Raw genomic sequence first — 17,513 nt, forward strand, 5'->3', positions numbered from 1 at the left:
TTGCGCACGCGCCGCCCACCTGCCGCCCCCGCCGCCCGCTCCCACGCACCGCGTGGGCGTGCGACTCCCGCTGCCGCAGCCGCCGGTGTCCGTCATGGCCTGGCGCGCGTGCTGTCCAAGGCCGGCGTGTGCTCGCGCAGCGAGGCCGCGCGCTGGATCGCCGATGGCCGCGTACGCGTGTCCGGGCGCATCGTCCGTGACCCCGAGTTTCCGATTGCACAGCCGGCGCCGCCGATCGAGGTCGACGGCCAGCCGTTGGGCGCGCCGCAGCGCCTGTACCTGATGCTCAACAAGCCGCGCGGGGTGGTGACAACCGTGCAGGACGAGCGTGGCCGCGACACCGTCTATCGCTGCTTCGATGGCGCAGGCCTGCCGTGGATCGCACCGGTCGGGCGGTTGGACAAGGCCAGCGAGGGGCTGTTGCTGTTCAGCAACGATCCGCAGTGGGCCGCGCGCCTGACCGATCCGGAAACCGGCCCGCAGAAGACCTACCACGTGCAGGTGGACCGCCTGCCCGACGAGGACACCTTGGCTGCGCTGCGCGCCGGTGTCGAGGACGAGGGCGAATTCCTCGTCGCCCAGGCCGTGTGCGTGCTGCGCAGCGGCGACAAGACCGCGTGGCTGGAGGTGGTCCTCGACGAGGGCCGCAACCGCCACATCCGCCGCCTGCTGGCGGCCTTCGACCTGCAGGTGCTGCGCCTGGTCCGGGTCGCGATCGGTGGGCTGCAGCTCGGCGATCTCGGCAAGGGGCAGTGGCGGGTGCTGGAGGTCAGCGACCAGCAGCGGCTGGGGGCCGCTGCACCGGGCTGATCATCGCCCGCGGCCGGCAGCTGCCGGCCACCGTTCCAGGCCTAGGGGGCGCCTGGTTGTTGAATTTCCCGAACGGAGCCTGCCCATGTACCACCCGACCCTCAATCAAACCCTGCGCTGCGCAGGCCTGCTGCTGCCGATGGTGCTGCTGACCGCGTGCGGCGGCCACAAAAAGGTGGCCAAGGCGGAAACGCCGGCCGAGACCCCGGTGGTGGAAGTGAAGACCCCGGAGCTGGATGGTCGCGGCAGTTACCGCTTCATGATGAGCAACGGCGACCAGAAGATGACCGCCGACGAGTTCGATGCCTGGATGAAGGCCAACGGCATCCGCGTGGCCAAGGGCAACGCGCAGGACGCTGCCGCCAAGCCGGTGGTGGTGGCCAGCAAGGACGAGCCGAAGGGCAAGAAGAAAAAGAAGTGATGCCGGGAAGGTGCCGACCTCGGTCGGCACGCCCTCAAGCTCCGGTAGGTGCCGACCTTGGTCGGCACGCTTTGACCGCTGGGATCAACCCTTGATCACGCCCAGCTCGACGCCAATGCGGGTGAACGCATCGATCGCGCGGTCCAGCTGTTCGCGGGTGTGCGCGGCACTGATCTGGGTACGGATGCGCGCCTGGCCCTTGGGCACCACCGGGAAGAAGAAGCCGATCGCGTAGATGCCTTCTTCCAGCAGGCGCTCGGCGAACTTCTGCGCCAGCGGTGCGTCGTACAGCATCACCGGGCTGATCGGATGCACGCCCGGCTTCATGTCGAAACCGGCGGCGACCATCTTCTCGCGGAAGTGGCGGGTGTTCTCCACCAGGGTGTCGCGCAGGTCATCGGCGGCGGCCAGCATCTCGAACGCCTTGATGCCGGCGGCGACCACGTGCGGTGGCAGCGAGTTGGAGAACAGGTAGGGGCGCGAACGCTGGCGCAGCAGTTCGATCACCTCGGCGCTGGCGCAGGTGAAGCCACCCAGCGCCCCCCCCATGGCCTTGCCCAGGGTGCCGGTGATGATGTCGATCTTGTCCAGCACGCCCTTCACTTCGGCCGAGCCACGGCCGGTGGCGCCCAGGAAGCCGGTGGCGTGGCACTCATCGATGTGCACCAGCGCGTTGTACTTCTTCGCCAGCGCGGTGATCTCGTCCAGCGGGGCGATGAAGCCGTCCATCGAGAACACGCCATCGGTGGTGATCAGCTTGGTCTTGCAGCCGGCGGCATCGGCGGCCTGCAGCTGGGCTTCCAGGTCGGCCATGTCGCAGTTGGCGTAGCGGAAGCGCTTGGCCTTGCACAGGCGCACGCCGTCGATGATCGAGGCGTGGTTCAGTGCATCGGAAATGATCGCGTCGTTTTCGCCGAGCAGCGGCTCGAACAGGCCGCCGTTGGCATCGAAGCAGGCCGCGTACAGGATGGTGTCCTGCTTGCCGAAGAAGTCGGCGATCTGCTTCTCCAGCTGCTTGTGCAGGTCCTGGGTGCCGCAGATGAAGCGCACCGAGGCCATGCCGAAGCCGTGGGTATCCAGCGCATCCTTGGCGGCCTGGATCAGGTCCGGGTGGTCGGCCAGGCCCAGGTAGTTGTTGGCACAGAAGTTCAGCACCTTGCGGCCGTCGTCGAGGGTGATCTCGGCCGACTGCGGGCTGGTGATGATCCGCTCGGACTTGAACAGGCCCTGGGCGCGGATGGCGTCCAGTTCCTCGGCATAGTGGCGGGTCAGGGCGGAGGAGGCGTCGGTCATGGCGTGGGCACGGCTCAGCACGGGAAACCGCCGATTCTACCGGGCAACGGCGGCCATCGACCGTGCCGGGCGGGGCACCGCCACGGGCGGCACATGTTGCATCGCAATAGCAAACGGGTTAAAAATTCGTGAACCGCGCCTGTCTGGCACCGGTTGCCCGCTCCCCCCTTCCCGCCCCCGCCACCCTCGGAGACGCCCATGAAGCACGCCCGTGCCTGCCTCGCCATTGCCGCCGCCCTGACCCTCGCGCCGTTCGCCGCCAGCGCCCAGGACAACGAATCGCCGTACAGCTGGAACGTCACCGCCGTGTCGGACTACCTGTTCCGTGGTGTGTCGCAGACTGACGAGAAGCCGACGCTGCAGGCGGGCTTCACCTACACCTCGCCGGTGGGTCTGTACGCCGGTGTCTGGGGTTCGGGCGTGGACTTCGGCCCGGGTGATCCGAACACCGAGGTCGACTACCAGATCGGCTACGGCGTGGACGTCACCCCGCGCGTTAATTTCGATGTGCTGCTGAACCGCTACACCTACATCGGTGCCAGCCACCAGAACTACAACGAGCTGGTCACCACCACCACGCTGGACGAGACCTACAAGCTGACCGTGGCCTACACCAACGACCAGTGGAACAGCGGCACCGACGGCTGGTACTACGGTGTCGGCGGCCAGTGGGGCTTGCCGAAGGAGTTCACGCTCAATGCCAATGTCGGCCGCAGCAGCTTCGAGAAGGGCCTGGCCAAAGACTACACCGACTGGAACGTCGGCGTCGCGCGCCAGTTCGGCCTGTTCAACGTCGGCCTGGGCTACTACGGCACCGACAGCAACGGCCGCGAGAACTCGGGCAAGCTGGCACACAGTCGCGTGCTGCTGACCGTGGCGATCGGCAAATAACCCGTGCTCCGGTAGGTGCCAGGCTTGCCTGGCACGCTTTACGAAAAAGGCGCCCATTGGGCGCCTTTTTCAATTCCGCGGTGTTCCTGATCTCATCTGGGGAAGAGCCCCCTTGTTGTTCAAGGGGGCGCGCCAAAGGCGCGGGGATAAGGAAACATGCGGGGGAATTGACCCTTCGGGTCAATTCCAGCTGAGCACGACCTTGCCGGCCTTGCCTTCTTCCATCAGGTCGAAGCCCTTCTGGAAATCATCGATCGGCAGCTGGTGGGTCATCACCTTGCCGAGCGGGAAACCGGACAGCACCAGCTGGGTCATCTTGTACCAGGTCTCGTACATCTTGCGGCCGTAGATGCCCTGCACGGTCAGGCCCTTGAAGATGATCTTGTCCCAGTCGCAGCCGGCGCCCTTGGGCATGATGCCGAGCATGGCGATCTTGCCGCCGTGGTACATGCAGTCGAGCATGTCGTTGAACGCACGCGGGTTGCCGCTCATTTCCAGGCCCACGTCGAAGCCCTCCATGTGCAGTTCCTTCATCACGTCCTTCAGCGACTGGTTGGCGACGTTGACCACGCGGGTGGCACCCATGTCGGCGGCCAGCTTCAGGCGGAAGTCGTTGACGTCGGTCACCACCACGTTGCGCGCGCCGATGTGCTTGCAGATGCCCGCCGCGATGATGCCGATCGGGCCGGCACCGGTGATCAGCACGTCCTCGCCGATCACGTCGAACTCCAGTGCGCAGTGCGCGGCGTTGCCGTACGGGTCGAAGAATGCCGCCAGCTCCGACGGGATCTGGTCCGGGATCGGCCACAGATTGCTGGCCGGCATCACCATGTATTCGGCGAAGGCGCCGTTGACGTTGACGCCGATGCCTACGGTGTTCGGGCACAGGTGCGGGCGGCCGCCACGGCAGTTGCGGCAGTGGCCGCAGACGATGTGGCCTTCGGCCGAGACGCGCTGGCCGATCTCGTAGCCGGTCACGCCCGGGCCGATTTCGGCAATGCGGCCGACGAATTCATGGCCGATGGTCAGGCCCGGCTTGATCGTGCGCTGGCTCCACTCGTCCCACAGGTAGATGTGCAGGTCGGTGCCGCAGATCGCGGTCTTCTCGAGCTTGATCAGGACCTCGTTCGGGCCCGGCGTCGGAACCGGAACTTCTTCCAGCCAGATGCCCTTGGCCGCTTCGCGCTTGACCAGGGCCTTCATCGTTTGCTGCGCCATCGGGGTGGAACTCATCAGGGGGAAAGCGCGGATTATAGGGTGCCGCGCGGATTTCCCATGTTGCGCTGCGGGTGCAGTGGTGGAACGAAAGGCGTGCGCCGGCGGGCGTTTCGAACGTACTGCGAACAGCGGCGCCTCCCTGATCCGGGAAAGGGGGCGTGGTCACCCTGGCCGGGACACGCAAAAGCCCATCCATGGTGCTCGATGGCGCCATCCATGGCGCCAACGGTCCCGTCCAGGGTGACCACGCCCCCTCTGGACGATTTCCGTGTGCGCGGCCGGCGTGCGCGTGGCAGAGCAAGAAGCAGGCCCATGACTTCCGGGGTTCGGGCCGGGGCAGGGCGGCGGGCTACAATCGAGGGTTCCACTACCAGGGGCCGCTCCATGCGCTCGAACCTGCTTGCATTCTCCATCGTCGCCAGCCTCGGGCTGGCCCAGGTCGCCCATGCCGCTGAAGGCATGTGGGTGCCGCAGCAGCTGCCGGAAATCGCCGGCCCGCTGCAGAAGGCCGGCCTGAAGCTGTCCCCGGAGCAGCTGTCCAACCTCACCGGCGACCCGATGGGCGCGGTGGTTGCGCTGGGCGGCTGCACCGCCAGCTTCGTTTCGCCGCAGGGCCTGGTGGTGACCAACCACCATTGCGCCTATGGCGCCATCCAGCTGAATTCGACCGCGCAGAAGAACCTGATCAAGGACGGCTTCAACGCCCCGAAGCACAGCGATGAACTGAGCGCCGGCCCGAACGCCCGCGTCTACGTGCTCGACCAGATCACCGACGTCACCGCGCAGGCCAAGGCCGCGATTGCCGCCGCCGGCAACGACCCGCTGGCCCGCAGCCGCGCGCTGGACGCCTTCGACAAGGCCCAGGTCGCCGCCTGTGAAGCCGAGGAAGGCTTCCGCTGCCGCCTGTACACCTTCTCCGGCGGCAACACCTACCGCCTGTTCCGCAACATGGAAATCAAGGACGTGCGCCTGGTCTACGCGCCCCCGGGCAGCGTCGGCAAGTACGGCGGCGACGTCGACAACTGGATGTGGCCGCGCCACACCGGTGACTTCTCGTTCTACCGCGCCTACGTTGGCAAGGACGGCAAGCCGGCGGCGTTCTCGGCCGACAACGTGCCGTACCAGCCCAAGCACTTCCTGAAGTTCACCGACCAGCCGCTGGGCGCCGGTGACTTCGTGATGGTGGCCGGCTATCCGGGCCGCACCAACCGCTACGCACTGGCCGGCGAATTCAACGAAACCGCCAACTGGACCTACCCGACCATCGCCAAGCACTACAACGCGGTGCTGAAGATGATCGACGAGGCCGGCAAGGCCGACGCCGACGTCAAGGTGAAGTACGCCGCCACCGCCGCCAGCATGAACAACGTGGCCAAGAACTACTCGGGCCAGCTGGAAGGCTTCAAGCGCATCGACGCGGCCGGCCAGAAGCAGGCGGAAGAAGCCGCTGTGCTGGCGTGGCTGAAGAAGCAGGGCGCCGCCGGCAAGCCGGCGCTGGCCGCGCACGCGCAGCTGGTCAAGCACCTGGACACCAGCAAGGCCACCCGCGAGCGTGACCTGTTCGTCGGCCAGTTCAACAACACCCAGGCGGTCAGCGCCGCCATCGGCCTGTATCGCCTGTCGATCGAGCGCACCAAGCCGGACGCCGAGCGCGAAGTCGGCTACCAGCAGCGCGACCTGCCGACCCTGGAAGGCGGCCTGAAGCAGATGGACCGCCGCTACGTGGCGAAGATGGACCAGCAGCTGCAGACCTACTGGCTGGACCAGTACGTCGCCCTGCCGGCCGCACAGCGCAACAATGACGTGCTGAACACCTGGCTGGGCGGCAGCGATGCCAACGCGGTCAAGGCGCTGGTCACCAAGCTGTCGGGCACCGAGCTGGGCAGCCTGGACGCGCGCCTGAAGTGGTTCAAGGCCGACCGCGCCGCGTTCGAAGCCAGCAGCGATCCGGCCATCCAGTACGCCGTGGCGATCATGCCGTCGCTGCTGAAGCAGGAAGAGCAGAAGAAGATCCGCGAAGGCGAGTCGCTGACCGCGCGCCCGCTGTACCTGCAGGCACTGGCCGACTACAAGAAGAGCCAGGGTGAGTTCGTGTACCCGGACGCCAACCTGTCGCTGCGCATCACCTTCGGCAACGTGATGGGCTATGAGCCCAAGGACGGCGTGGCCTACACCCCGTTCACCACGCTGGAAGGCATCGTCGCCAAGGACACCGGCGTGGATCCGTTCGATGCGCCCAAGGCGCTGCTCGATGCGGTCAAGGCCAAGCGCTACGGCGGCCTGGAAGACAAGCGGATCGGCTCGGTGCCGGTGAACTTCCTGTCCAACCTGGACATCACCGGTGGCAACTCCGGTTCGCCGGTGCTGGACGCCAACGGCAAGCTGGTCGGCCTGGCCTTCGACGGCAACTGGGAATCGGTCAGCTCCAACTGGGTGTTCGACCCGGTGATGACCCGCATGATCTCGGTCGACAGCCGCTACATGCAGTGGATCATGCAGGAGGTGGCGCCGGCACCGGAGCTGCTGAAGGAATTGAACCTGGCGAAGTAAGGTAGTGCCGGCCGCTGGCCGGCAACGCCGGCACGCCCGGTGCGCAATTCATCCACGCGTGGCGTGGATCTACCAACCCCGCGACCCACGTCGCGGGGTTTTTTCATGCCCGGCCCGGCCCGGTGCGCCGAACAGGTATCATCCCTGTTCCGCGTACTTCACAGGATGTGAACGAAACGCGGAAACCTCCTCCCCCCAGGACCCCTTGTTCGCATGCGCATCCTGCTTGCCCGTCACGGCGAAACGCCGTGGAACGCCGAAGGCCGCTACCAGGGCCAGATCGACATCCCGCTTTCGCCGATCGGTGAAGCCCAGGCCCAGGCACTGGGTGCCCGGCTGGCCTCGGTGGACATCACCCGTGCCGTCGCTTCGCCGCTGTCGCGCGCGCAGCGCACTGCGCAGCTGGCACTCGGCGCCGCCCGTGCCGACATGCTGCTGACCGAGCCGGAGCTGCAGGAAATCGCCCACGGTGAGTGGGAAGGCCTGCTGGCCAGCGAAATCAACGAAAAGGATCCGTCGCGCCTGCAGGCCTGGCGCGAGGAACCCGATACCGTGCTGATGCCCGGCGGCGAATCGCTGCGCCTGGTGCTGGAGCGCAGCTGGCGTGGGCTGGCGCGTGCCACCGAAGGCCTCGGCGAACACGACACCCTGCTGGTGGTTGCGCACGATGCGGTCAACCGCGTGATCCTGTGCAAGGTTCTGGGCCTGCCGATCTCCCGCCTGTGGACCTTCCGCCAGGCACCGACCACGCTCAACCTGCTCGAAGGCCCCGACCTGGACAGCCTGGAAGTGGTGCGCCTGAACGACTGCGCCCACCACACGCCGTTCTTCGGCGAAGCCAAGCACCGCGCCCTCTGATCCATCCCCCCGCATCAACTGCTTCTGCTGGAACCGCTGCCGTGACGAACACCCCGACCACCCTGGCCGACTGGCTGGACTACATTGAACGCCAGCACCCGGCGACCATCGACATGGGCCTGGAGCGCGTGCGCGCCGTGGCCACGGCGATGGGCCTGGGCGCGCCGGCCAAGCGCACCATCGTGGTCGGTGGCACCAACGGCAAGGGCTCCACCGTGGCTTTCATCGAAGCCATCGCGCGCGCCGCCGGCTGGAAGGTCGGCGCGTACACCTCGCCGCACCTGCTGCGCTACAACGAGCGCGTGCGCATCGACGGCCAGGACGTGGACGATGCCGCGCTGGTCGCTGCGTTCAATGCCATCGAGGCCGCGCGTGGCGAGACCACGCTGACCTATTTCGAGTACGGCACGCTGGCCGCGCTGCGGCTGTTCGCCGACGCCGGGCTGGACCTGGCGGTGCTGGAAGTGGGCCTGGGCGGTCGCCTCGATGCGGTCAACATCATCGACGCCGACGTGGCCGTGATCACCACCGTGGACATCGACCACGCCGAATGGCTGGGCGAGGATCGCGAGGCGATCGGGACCGAGAAGGCCGGCATCATCCGTGGCTGGAAGCCGGTGATCCTGGGCGAGACCGATCCGCCGTCGAGCGTGCTGCGCCGTGCCTACCTGGTCGGCGCCAATGCGATCCGTGGCGGCAGCGACTATTTCTACGAGCCGATCGATGCCCAGCGCTGGCGCTGGCGCGATGTCGGCCTGCGCATGGAACTGCCGACCCCGGCGCTGGCCGGCCCGATCCAGCTGGCCAACGCCGGCGCCGCCATTGCCGCGCTGCGCGCGCTGGACAAGCCGGTGCCGCGCGCGGCGTGGGCCGCCGGTGTCGCGGCGGCACGCATCTCCGGACGCCTGCAGGCATTCGAGCGCGATGGCGTGCAGATCCGTGTGGACGTGGGCCACAACCCGCAGGCCGCGGGCCAGCTCGCGCGTGCGCTGAAGGCCGAGGTCTCGGCCGGGCGCACCCTGGCGGTGTACGCCGCGCTGCAGGACAAGGACGCAGCGGGCGTGGTGCAGGCGCTGGAGGACGTGGTGGGCGAGTGGACCCTGGCCGGGCTGGAAGGCCCGCGCGGGCAGAGCGCCGCCCAGCTGCAGGCACGCCTGGCCGGCACGGCCGCTGCCACGGCGCTGCTGGCTGACAGCGTCGAACAGGCGCTGGCGCAGGTGCTGGCCCAGGCCGAGCGTGGGGACCGGGTACTGGTGTTCGGCTCCTTCCATACCGCCGCCGCCGCCCTGCAATGGCTGCAGGGCGCCACCTGATACGCGTTCAGCCAACGCCGACGCCGTCCGGTCCGGCACCCGTATAATCCATGGCAATCTCCGGACAGTTGCCTGCCTCACGTGGATACGCCTCTGAAACAGCGTCTGATTGGTGCCATCGTGCTGGTGGCACTGGCCGTGATTTTCCTGCCGATGCTGGTCAAGGGACCTGCACCGGACAGCGGCGTCGCCAATGTGCCGATCGCCGCGCCGGACGCACCGGCCGATGGCCAGTTCGAAACCCGTGAACTGCCGCTGGTGGCCCCTGCGGGCGGCGTCGCGGGGCTGCAGAGCGGCCAGGCCAAGCCGCTTGCGGAGGCCGCGGCACCTGCCACGCCGCCGACCGTGGACACCTCGCCGGCGGTTGCTGCCGGCAACTATGCGGTCACCTTCGGTGCATACGGCAGCAAGGCCGACGCCGACGCAGTGATTGCCTACCTGAAGCGCTCGCAGCTGCCGGGCTTCGCCGAAGCGGCGACCATCAACGGGCGCCAGGCATGGCGCGTGCGTGTCGGGCCGTATGCCGATCGCGCACAGGCCGAGGCGGGCCGCCTGCAGGCGGTGAAGATCCGTGCCGATGTGAAGGCCGAAGTGATCACCCTGGATGCCGCAGCGGGCAGCAGCGCCCCGGTGGCAGCCACCCCGGCACCTGCCACGCCAAGCGCCAGCACCCCATCCGCAGCCACTGCGCCGTCGGCCAGCAGCAACCCGGTGCGCAGTGAAAGCCTGCCGCCGAGTACGCCGACCGCAACGACCACCCCGGCCGCCAAGCCGGAGCCGCCGAAGCCGGCGCCGAAGCCCGAAGCCCCGAAGCCGGAGCCGAAGCCGGATGCCGCCGCCAGCAAGCCGGCAACGGCCCCGACCACGCCCGCCGCACCGGCGGCCAGCAGCGTCGGCTTTGCCGTGCAGCTGGGCGCGTTCGGCCAGGCCAACGATGCCAACGCCCTGCGCGACAAGGTGCGCGCCGCTGGCTTCAGCGCCTTTGTCGAGCAGGTGCGCACTGAAAAGGGCACCCTGCATCGCGTCCGCGTCGGGCCGGTGGCCAACCGCGCCGATGCCGAGCAGCTGAAGGCGCAGGTCGCCGCCAAGGTCGGCGTGGCCGGCATGGTGCGACCGCACCCATGACCCACGCGCAGCCCCGTTGCCAGCGCCGCCGAAGGAGCGGGGCGCCATGATCGACGTGGTGCTGCTGATCGTGATCGCCGCCTCGGCCCTGCTGGGGATGCTGCGCGGCTTCGTCGGCATCGTCATCGGCACCCTGTCGTGGCTGCTGGCCGCGTGGGCGGCCTTCGCCTTCGGCAATGACGCGGCCCATTGGTGGGCCGCGCCGGCCGCACCAGGCGGCGAACACTTCGTTGGTGGCTACCTCGGTGTGGGCATCGGCGTGATGATCGTGGTCGCCGTGGTCGGCATGGTCATCAAGGCCCTGGTCCACCGCAGCATGCTGACCAGCCTGGATCGCCTGCTGGGTGGCGTGCTGGGCGTGGTCCGTGGCGGCCTGATCGCCGCGATCCTGCTGCTGCTGGGCAGTTTCACCCCGCTGACCGCCGAGCCTTCCTGGCAGCGTTCGGCAGTGCGCCCACTGCTGAACCCCACTGTTGCCTGGATGAACAGCAAGCTGCCGCACTGGGAGGTTCCCGGGGCCGATCTGCTGCCCAAGGCCTTGCCGACCGACGCGCTGTCCCCATCTGCATTGATGGAGTTGGGCAGGAACGCAGGCGCCGGGTTGGGAAAGCCGGGCGCGGCAGGCGATAATGGCATCCTCAACCAGGTAGTGGCAGGCAGCGGATGGCTGCGGCCTGCGAAAGCGGAACAGGGCGATTCCTACGATCCGGCCGAAGTGCGTCCGGACGCCCCAGCACTGCCGGACAGTATCGAGCCGGGCGATCCGGCCAATGTCGACCGCAGGCGCGGCGACCACCGCGGCCAGGTACGGCCACCTTCCTTGTAACTGGGCACAGCCCAGCGGAGACCTCGCACCATGTGTGGCATCGTCGGAATCGTCGGCAACCAGAACGTCGCCGGGCAGTTGTATGACGGCTTGACCGTCCTCCAGCACCGTGGCCAGGACGCGGCGGGCATTGCTACCGCCAATGGCAGCCGCCTGCGCGTGCAGAAGGCCACCGGCCTGGTCCGCGATGTGTTCGATGCCCGCACCATGTCCACCCTGGAAGGCAGCGTCGGCATCGCCCACGTGCGTTACCCGACCGCCGGTTCGGAAGGCATGGACGAGGCGCAGCCGTTCTACGTCAATTCGCCGTACGGCATCGCGCTGGCCCACAACGGCAACCTGATCAATACCGAGGCGCTGCGCCAGCAGGTGTTCGAACAGGACCGCCGCAACGTCAACACCGATTCGGACAGCGAAGTGCTGCTGAACGTGTTCGCCTACGAACTGGAACAGCAGCGCCAGCTCAGCCCGGAAGCGGCCATCCGTGCCGTGGCCGGCGTGCACCGTCGCTGCAAGGGCGGCTATGCGGTGGTCAGCGTGGTGCTGGGCCTGGGCCTGGTGGCCTTCCGCGACCCGCATGGCATCCGCCCGCTGGTGCTGGGCAAGCGCAGCCATGCCGAAGGGGACGAGTACATCGTCGCCTCCGAATCGGCCGCACTGGACGTGCTGGGCTTCCAGCGCGTGCGCGACGTGCAGCCGGGCGAAGCACTGGTGATCACCGCGCGCGGCGAGCTGTTCTCGGAGATCTGCGCCGAGCCGGCCGAGCACACCCCGTGCATCTTCGAGTACGTGTACTTCGCGCGCCCGGATTCGATGATCGACAACGTGTCGGTGCACAAGGCGCGCATGCGCATGGGCATCAAGCTGGGCGAGAAGATCCTGCGCCTGCGCCCGGACCACGACATCGACACCATCATCCCGATCCCGGACACCTCGCGCGATGCCGCGCTGGAAATCTCCAACGTGCTCGGGGTGAAGTACCGCGAAGGCTTCATCAAGAACCGCTACATCGGCCGTACGTTCATCATGCCGGGGCAGGGCGAACGCGTGAAGTCGGTGCGTCGCAAGCTCAACCCGATCCACCTGGAGTTCCGCAACCGCGTGGTGCTGCTGGTGGACGACTCGATCGTGCGCGGCACCACCAGCCAGCAGATCGTGCAGATGGCCCGTGATGCGGGCGCACGCAAGGTCTACCTGGCCAGCGCCGCGCCGCCGGTGCGCTACCCGAACATCTACGGCATCGACATGCCGGCTGCAGAAGAACTGGTCGCGCACAACCGCAGCGTGGAAGAGATCGAAGCCCACCTGGGCTGCGACTGGCTGATCTACCAGGACCTGGAAGACATGGAAGCGGCAGTGAGCGAGGGCAACCCGGCGCTGCGCAACTTCGACTCGTCCTGCTTCAACGGCCATTACCCGACCGGCATCGAACCGGGCTACTTCGAGCGCATCCAGCAGCTGCGTTCGGACGACGCCAAGCACAAGCGCCGCGCCTGAGGTCCAGGCGTGGTTGATGTGCCCGACGTTGGTGGCGACCTGCTGCGCGCTGCGCAGCAGTGCCTGGCCGAAGCCGAACCTCTGCGCAAGGTTGCGCTGACCCAGGCCTACGCCGCTGCGTTCCGTGCCGGCCGCCTGAAGGTGGCCGCCGACGCGCTACCGCCGGAGCCGATCCGCATGCCGGGCCGGCCGACGCAGCTGGTGCTGGTGCACCCGCGCCAAGTGCCGCGGCGCGGACTGGGTGGTGTGGAAGGGCGGGCCGCTTTCATCCACGCCATCGCGCATATCGAACTCAACGCGATCGACCTGGCCTGGGATGCGGTATACCGCTTCCGCGGCCTGCCGTCGGCATTCCATGCCGACTGGGTCAGCTGCGCCGACGACGAATCGCGGCACTTCATGCTGCTGCGCGAGCGCCTGCAGGTGCATGGCCACGACTATGCCGACTTCCCCGCGCACAACGGGTTGTGGGAAATGTGCGAAAAGACCGCGCATGATGGCCTGGCACGCATGGCGCTGGTGCCGCGCGTGCTGGAAGCGCGCGGCCTGGACGTGACGCCCGGCATGATCGAGAAGCTGCGCAATGTCGGCGATGGCGAAACCGCGGATGTGCTGGAAGTGATCCTGCGCGAGGAAGTGGCGCACGTCGCTGCCGGTTCGCGCTGGTACCGCTGGTACTGCGATCGCGCCGGTGTCGAACCGCGCGCACGTTTCAAGGAACTGCTGGTGGAGTACGCCGGCGGCTACCTGCACGGGCCGTTCAACATGGAAGCGCGCCTGCTGGCCGGGTTCGATGCGGATGAGCTCGCCAACCTGGTCGAGCAGGCGGGTTGAGAAAAAGGGGACGGAGGGGATTAAGTCGTTAATGCCACAAATGACTTAATTCCCTCCGTCCCCTTTTCCTATGCATTCGGCAGTACCACGCGCTTGCCGTCCACGGTCGGCCGGTTGATGTAGAACAACCCCGGCCCTGGCCGGTACGGCAGTTCGCTGACGCCGGCATCGGCGGCGTAGGTCAGTGCGGTGTCGCCCAGCGCGTCGAAATTCCAGTGTGCCGACTGCATCAGGTAGCGCCGGCGCAGCAGCATTTCCTGGGTCTGGGTCAGTGCCTGTCCGTCGACCAGCCGCCGTGCGATCGGCAGCAGGGCCGACGGCAGCTCCCACCCGGGAACTTCGGCGGCATCGGCGGTCCATTGCACGCCGGCATTGATGGCCTGCTGCTGCATCACCTGCAGTGCGATCAGCTGGTAGCGCCAGTCGATCCTCCGGCGCAGCACTACTGCAGCGGTCACATACAGCACCGGTGACAGCAGCACGCTGCGGCTGCCGGCACGGCGCTGCTGCTGCCATTGGTGCCAGACATCCACCCAGATCTCTTTTTCCCCAACGCCCAGTTGTTGCCGCCAGCGCTCGGCATCGGCCTGCGTTTCAGCGTAGGCCGTGGTCGCCTGCAGCAGGGCCAGCGGTGGCGTCTGGTAGTCAGCCACTGCTGGCCGGCGCAGCTGTTGCCGGCGTGGACGACTGAGCAGCTTGGGGCCTTCCTCCAGCTGGTTGTAGCCACCACCGATGTTGGCGTGTACGCCGGGCAGGGCGATTTCGGTGAACGGCGGTGCCACGCTGGTCAGCGGATAGTGCTGTCGATGTTCATCGCGTGCAGTGAGCTGCACGACGCGACCGGCGATGCCGCTGTGCAGGGCCAGCCGCGGCTGCTCGTCGGCGCGGCCACCATTGACTGCGACTATGGTGTCGAACAGTCCGATGAAGCGCAGCACCGGTGTGGCGGGGGCGAAGTTCGCAGTGCAGGACAGGCCGGCGGTCTGCAGCAGCTGGCGCCAGCGCACGCTGTCCCAGCCCTGCAGTTGGTTGGCGATGTCACGTGCGGCAGCAGCACCGCGTGAATAACCGAACAGGTCCAGCTGCACCCCCTGCAGCGGTCGCTGCCAGCGTGCGGACAGTTCCGCCAGTGCGGTCGGCAGCAGCACCTGCAGCGCGCGCTGCACTTTCGCCCGCACGCCGCTGGCACCGACTCCGAAGGCCAGCCCGATCAGATCGTCGTCGGCATCATCGCGGGTACCCACGCCTTCGACATAGATCGACAACGAGGGGGCGGCCACCGCATCACGGCGGCTGTCGGGATACAGCTGCTGCAGGCGCGCGATGTTGGTCAGGCCGTTGTCGTAGCTGCTGGTCAGCCGGCTCTGGTAGGTCGAATCATCATCGGCCCGCAGCTGCGCCGGCCGCGGCTGCGGGACCTGCGGGCGACCGCGCGCCAGGTTATGTGCGTTGTTGCGGGTGCCGTCGAAGAACAGGCCGATCCGCAGCAAGCCGACATCTTCGTCCGTGTCCTGCGATGGTGCCATGTGCATTCCCCGTCGTGGCTGCGTCACGGTAGCGCGAAAGCGGTGTATTGGCGAAGTGTAGTGACGCTATTGACCTCACTGAACGCAGATGCGGTCGATCACAGTTCCTGATTTTCATTCCCATCTTCTATTGAATTCACACGACCCGCGCAGGCCATATGGCCAAACCCGGCAAACCGGGCGTGCTGCATCAACGCTGTTCACATCATTCAAGGAGCGACGCAATGTTGTCCAGATCGATTGGCAAAGCGGCAGGTGGCCTCGTGTTGGGTTTGTCGGTGGCAGCGGCCGCGCATGCGGCACCGTTGTTCGAACCGGTAACGGTCATCAGCCGCGCATCGGCAAACAGTGAGCCTGCCCTGGGCAAGCTGCTGGCCACCCCGTCCACGGCGACGGTGCAGGAAGTGCGTGTCGACGCGGCGGCCACCGCGCAGCCGCAGCTGGAATTCGAGCTGCTCGGCAAGCGCGTGCAGGCGGTGCGCAGCAAGGTCGAAGCGCTGCCCGACGGCGGCAGCATCTGGTACGGCCAGTTCCGTTCGCCGTCCGACCGGCTGACCGCGGCCACCTCCAACGGCCAGGACGATCCGGGCAATTCGCTGATCCTGGTGCGTTCGGGCGACACCATCACCGGTTCGATCCGCAAGGACGGCAAGCTCTATCGCCTGCGTCCGCTGGGCAACCGCCACGTGCTGGTGGAAGTGGACGAATCGCGGATGCCGGCCGATCACCCGGCCGATTACAACCAGCTGCCGAAGATCCCGATGGCCGACAACGACCACATCGGCATCGCGCAGGCTTCGTCCGGCACGCCGGCGACCATCCGCGTGCTGGTGGTGGCGACCAATGCCGCGGTCACTGCCTATGGCGGCAACATGCAGTCGCTGGTGCAGCTGGCGGTGGCCGAGTCCAACCAGGGCTACACCAACAGCAACGTTGGCCTTACCCTGCAACTGGCCGGTTACGAGACCACCAGCTACACCGAGTCCGGCAACTTCACCACTGATCTAACCCGCTTCCGCGGCACCAGCGATGGTTTCATGGACAGCATCCACACCAGCCGCAACAACACGGCGGCCGACGTGGGTGTACTGCTGATCAACAACAGTGCCTATTGTGGCCTCGCTTCGGGCATCGGCTCGACCGCATCGACCGCGTTCGCCGCGGTGTACTGGGATTGCGCGACCGGCTACTACTCCTTCGCGCACGAGATCGGCCACCTGCAGAGCGCGCGGCATGACATCGCCACCGACTCGAGCACCTCGCCCTACGCCTATGGCCACGGCTACCGCTATGAACCGGCCACCGGCACCGGCTGGCGCACGATCATGGCCTACAACTGCACCCGCAGCTGCCCGCGCCTGAACTACTGGTCCAACCCGAACATCAGCTACAACGGCATCCCGATGGGCAACGCCAGTACCGCCGACAACCAACGCGTGCTGGTCAACACCAAGGCCACCATCGCGGCCTTCCGCTGAGTCCGTAGGGTCCGCGGCCGCCTTGCGCGGCCGCGGATTTCCTGCCGGCGGGAATTACCCGCGGGCGAGGGTATCCAGCGACCAGCCGCTGGCGTCCACGCGCAGCACCGAACCCTGCTCGTACCAGTCGCCCAGCACGATGCGGGTGCAGGCGCGACCACCCGCCTGCAGCGAGTGGATCGCCGGACGATGGGTGTGGCCATGGATCATGGTGTCCACGCCATGGCGCACGAAGGTGGCATCGACTTCGGACAGAGCCACGTCGGTGACGGTCTCGAACTGCGCGCGATCACCCTGCTTCATTTCCGACTGGCGGGCCTGGCTGGCTTCGCGCGCCTTCTGCGCGAAGGCGATACGCGCGGCGAGCGGCTGTGACAGGAACTGTGCCTGGAACACCGGGTCACGGGTCTGTGCACGGAACTGCTGGTAAGGAATGTCATCGGTGCACAGCAGGTCACCGTGCTGCAGCAGCACCGGGCGACCGTAGAGGTCGATCATGCACGGGTCGGGCAGGATGCGCAGGCCGGCGCGACGCGCGTAGTCCTCGCCAAGCAGGAAGTCACGGTTGCCGCGGATGAAGTACACCGGCACGCCACTGTCGGACAGTACCTTCAGTGCATCGGCCACCACATCGGCGGCGGGCGAGGGCGTGTCGTCGCCGATCCAGGCTTCGAACAGGTCGCCGAGGATGTACAGCGCATCGGCGCCGGGTGCCTGCTCGCGCAGGAAGCGCAGGAACAGGTCGGTGATCTCCGGACGGCTGGGGTCCAGGTGCAGGTCGGAAATGAACAGCGTGGTCATGCGGGCATTCTAGGGCATCAACGATGACGGCAGCGACGCCGGCATCGTGGGGCCAGAACCCTCTCCAAAGGA

The 17,513-nt window shown here is 67.3% G+C and carries 15 protein-coding genes; 11 read left to right on the forward strand and 4 right to left on the reverse strand.

The window, feature by feature from the left end; genetic code table 11:
* Positions 1-810: a pseudouridine synthase gene (locus ACZK0Z_RS04565; RefSeq protein ID WP_049430332.1), complete on the forward strand. Its 810-nt coding sequence runs from the start codon at positions 1-3 to the stop codon at positions 808-810.
* 85 nt (positions 811-895) lie between these two features.
* A complete protein-coding gene (locus ACZK0Z_RS04570) occupies positions 896-1,231 on the forward strand; it encodes a hypothetical protein (protein WP_049430329.1) in 336 nt (111 codons plus the stop codon).
* 84 nt (positions 1,232-1,315) lie between these two features.
* Here ACZK0Z_RS04570 and kbl read toward each other — a convergent pair whose 3' ends face one another.
* Complete coding sequence (kbl, locus tag ACZK0Z_RS04575) at positions 1,316-2,524, reverse strand: glycine C-acetyltransferase (protein WP_197633330.1); 1,209 nt, start codon at positions 2,522-2,524, stop codon at positions 1,316-1,318.
* A 198-nt stretch (positions 2,525-2,722) separates the two neighbouring features.
* On the opposite strand from kbl, the gene ACZK0Z_RS04580 reads away from it, so the two are divergent.
* The gene (locus ACZK0Z_RS04580; RefSeq protein ID WP_197633328.1) at positions 2,723-3,415 is read left to right on the forward strand and encodes a TorF family putative porin; all 693 of its coding nucleotides are present in this window, start codon (positions 2,723-2,725) and stop codon (positions 3,413-3,415) included.
* A 180-nt stretch (positions 3,416-3,595) separates the two neighbouring features.
* On the opposite strand, the gene tdh is transcribed toward ACZK0Z_RS04580, so the two are convergent.
* Entirely contained in the window at positions 3,596-4,618 is a 1,023-nt protein-coding gene (gene tdh, locus ACZK0Z_RS04585) for an L-threonine 3-dehydrogenase (protein ID WP_197633336.1), read from the reverse strand.
* Between the two features lie 399 nt (positions 4,619-5,017).
* Here tdh and ACZK0Z_RS04590 point away from each other — a divergent pair, with 399 nt between their 5' ends.
* The 7 genes from ACZK0Z_RS04590 to ACZK0Z_RS04620 all read left to right on the forward strand — a co-directional run bounded on the left by ACZK0Z_RS04590 (position 5,018) and on the right by ACZK0Z_RS04620 (position 13,636).
* Entirely contained in the window at positions 5,018-7,183 is a 2,166-nt protein-coding gene (locus ACZK0Z_RS04590; protein ID WP_049430324.1) for a S46 family peptidase, read from the forward strand.
* 213 nt (positions 7,184-7,396) lie between these two features.
* On the forward strand, positions 7,397-8,041 hold the full coding sequence (locus ACZK0Z_RS04595; RefSeq protein WP_049430321.1) for a histidine phosphatase family protein: 645 nt from the start codon (positions 7,397-7,399) through the stop codon (positions 8,039-8,041).
* A 41-nt stretch (positions 8,042-8,082) separates the two neighbouring features.
* Positions 8,083-9,354: a bifunctional tetrahydrofolate synthase/dihydrofolate synthase gene (gene folC, locus ACZK0Z_RS04600; RefSeq protein WP_197633327.1), complete on the forward strand. Its 1,272-nt coding sequence runs from the start codon at positions 8,083-8,085 to the stop codon at positions 9,352-9,354.
* An 81-nt stretch (positions 9,355-9,435) separates the two neighbouring features.
* Positions 9,436-10,479, forward strand: a complete 1,044-nt coding sequence (locus tag ACZK0Z_RS04605; RefSeq protein WP_197633325.1) for an SPOR domain-containing protein — start codon at positions 9,436-9,438, stop codon at positions 10,477-10,479.
* 46 nt (positions 10,480-10,525) lie between these two features.
* Entirely contained in the window at positions 10,526-11,305 is a 780-nt protein-coding gene (locus ACZK0Z_RS04610) for a CvpA family protein (RefSeq protein ID WP_180851815.1), read from the forward strand.
* 30 nt (positions 11,306-11,335) lie between these two features.
* Positions 11,336-12,802 carry an amidophosphoribosyltransferase gene (gene purF, locus ACZK0Z_RS04615; RefSeq protein WP_049430313.1) on the forward strand — a complete coding sequence of 489 codons (1,467 nt, stop codon included), beginning with the start codon at positions 11,336-11,338 and terminating at the stop codon, positions 12,800-12,802.
* Positions 12,803-12,811: 9 nt separating this feature from the next.
* On the forward strand, positions 12,812-13,636 hold the full coding sequence (locus ACZK0Z_RS04620; protein WP_197633323.1) for a DUF455 family protein: 825 nt from the start codon (positions 12,812-12,814) through the stop codon (positions 13,634-13,636).
* Positions 13,637-13,704: 68 nt separating this feature from the next.
* Here the strand turns inward: ACZK0Z_RS04620 and ACZK0Z_RS04625 are convergent, their stop codons facing one another.
* Positions 13,705-15,162 carry a DUF2235 domain-containing protein gene (locus ACZK0Z_RS04625; RefSeq protein ID WP_197633321.1) on the reverse strand — a complete coding sequence of 486 codons (1,458 nt, stop codon included), beginning with the start codon at positions 15,160-15,162 and terminating at the stop codon, positions 13,705-13,707.
* A gap of 224 nt (positions 15,163-15,386) precedes the next feature.
* Here ACZK0Z_RS04625 and ACZK0Z_RS04630 point away from each other — a divergent pair, with 224 nt between their 5' ends.
* On the forward strand, positions 15,387-16,640 hold the full coding sequence (locus tag ACZK0Z_RS04630) for a zinc-dependent metalloprotease (RefSeq protein ID WP_049430308.1): 1,254 nt from the start codon (positions 15,387-15,389) through the stop codon (positions 16,638-16,640).
* A gap of 54 nt (positions 16,641-16,694) precedes the next feature.
* Here ACZK0Z_RS04630 and lpxH read toward each other — a convergent pair whose 3' ends face one another.
* A complete protein-coding gene (gene lpxH, locus ACZK0Z_RS04635) occupies positions 16,695-17,441 on the reverse strand; it encodes a UDP-2,3-diacylglucosamine diphosphatase (RefSeq protein WP_197633319.1) in 747 nt (248 codons plus the stop codon).
* Positions 17,442-17,513 lie beyond the last annotated feature (72 nt).

The organism is Stenotrophomonas sp. 116085_Sma (assembly GCF_056479585.1).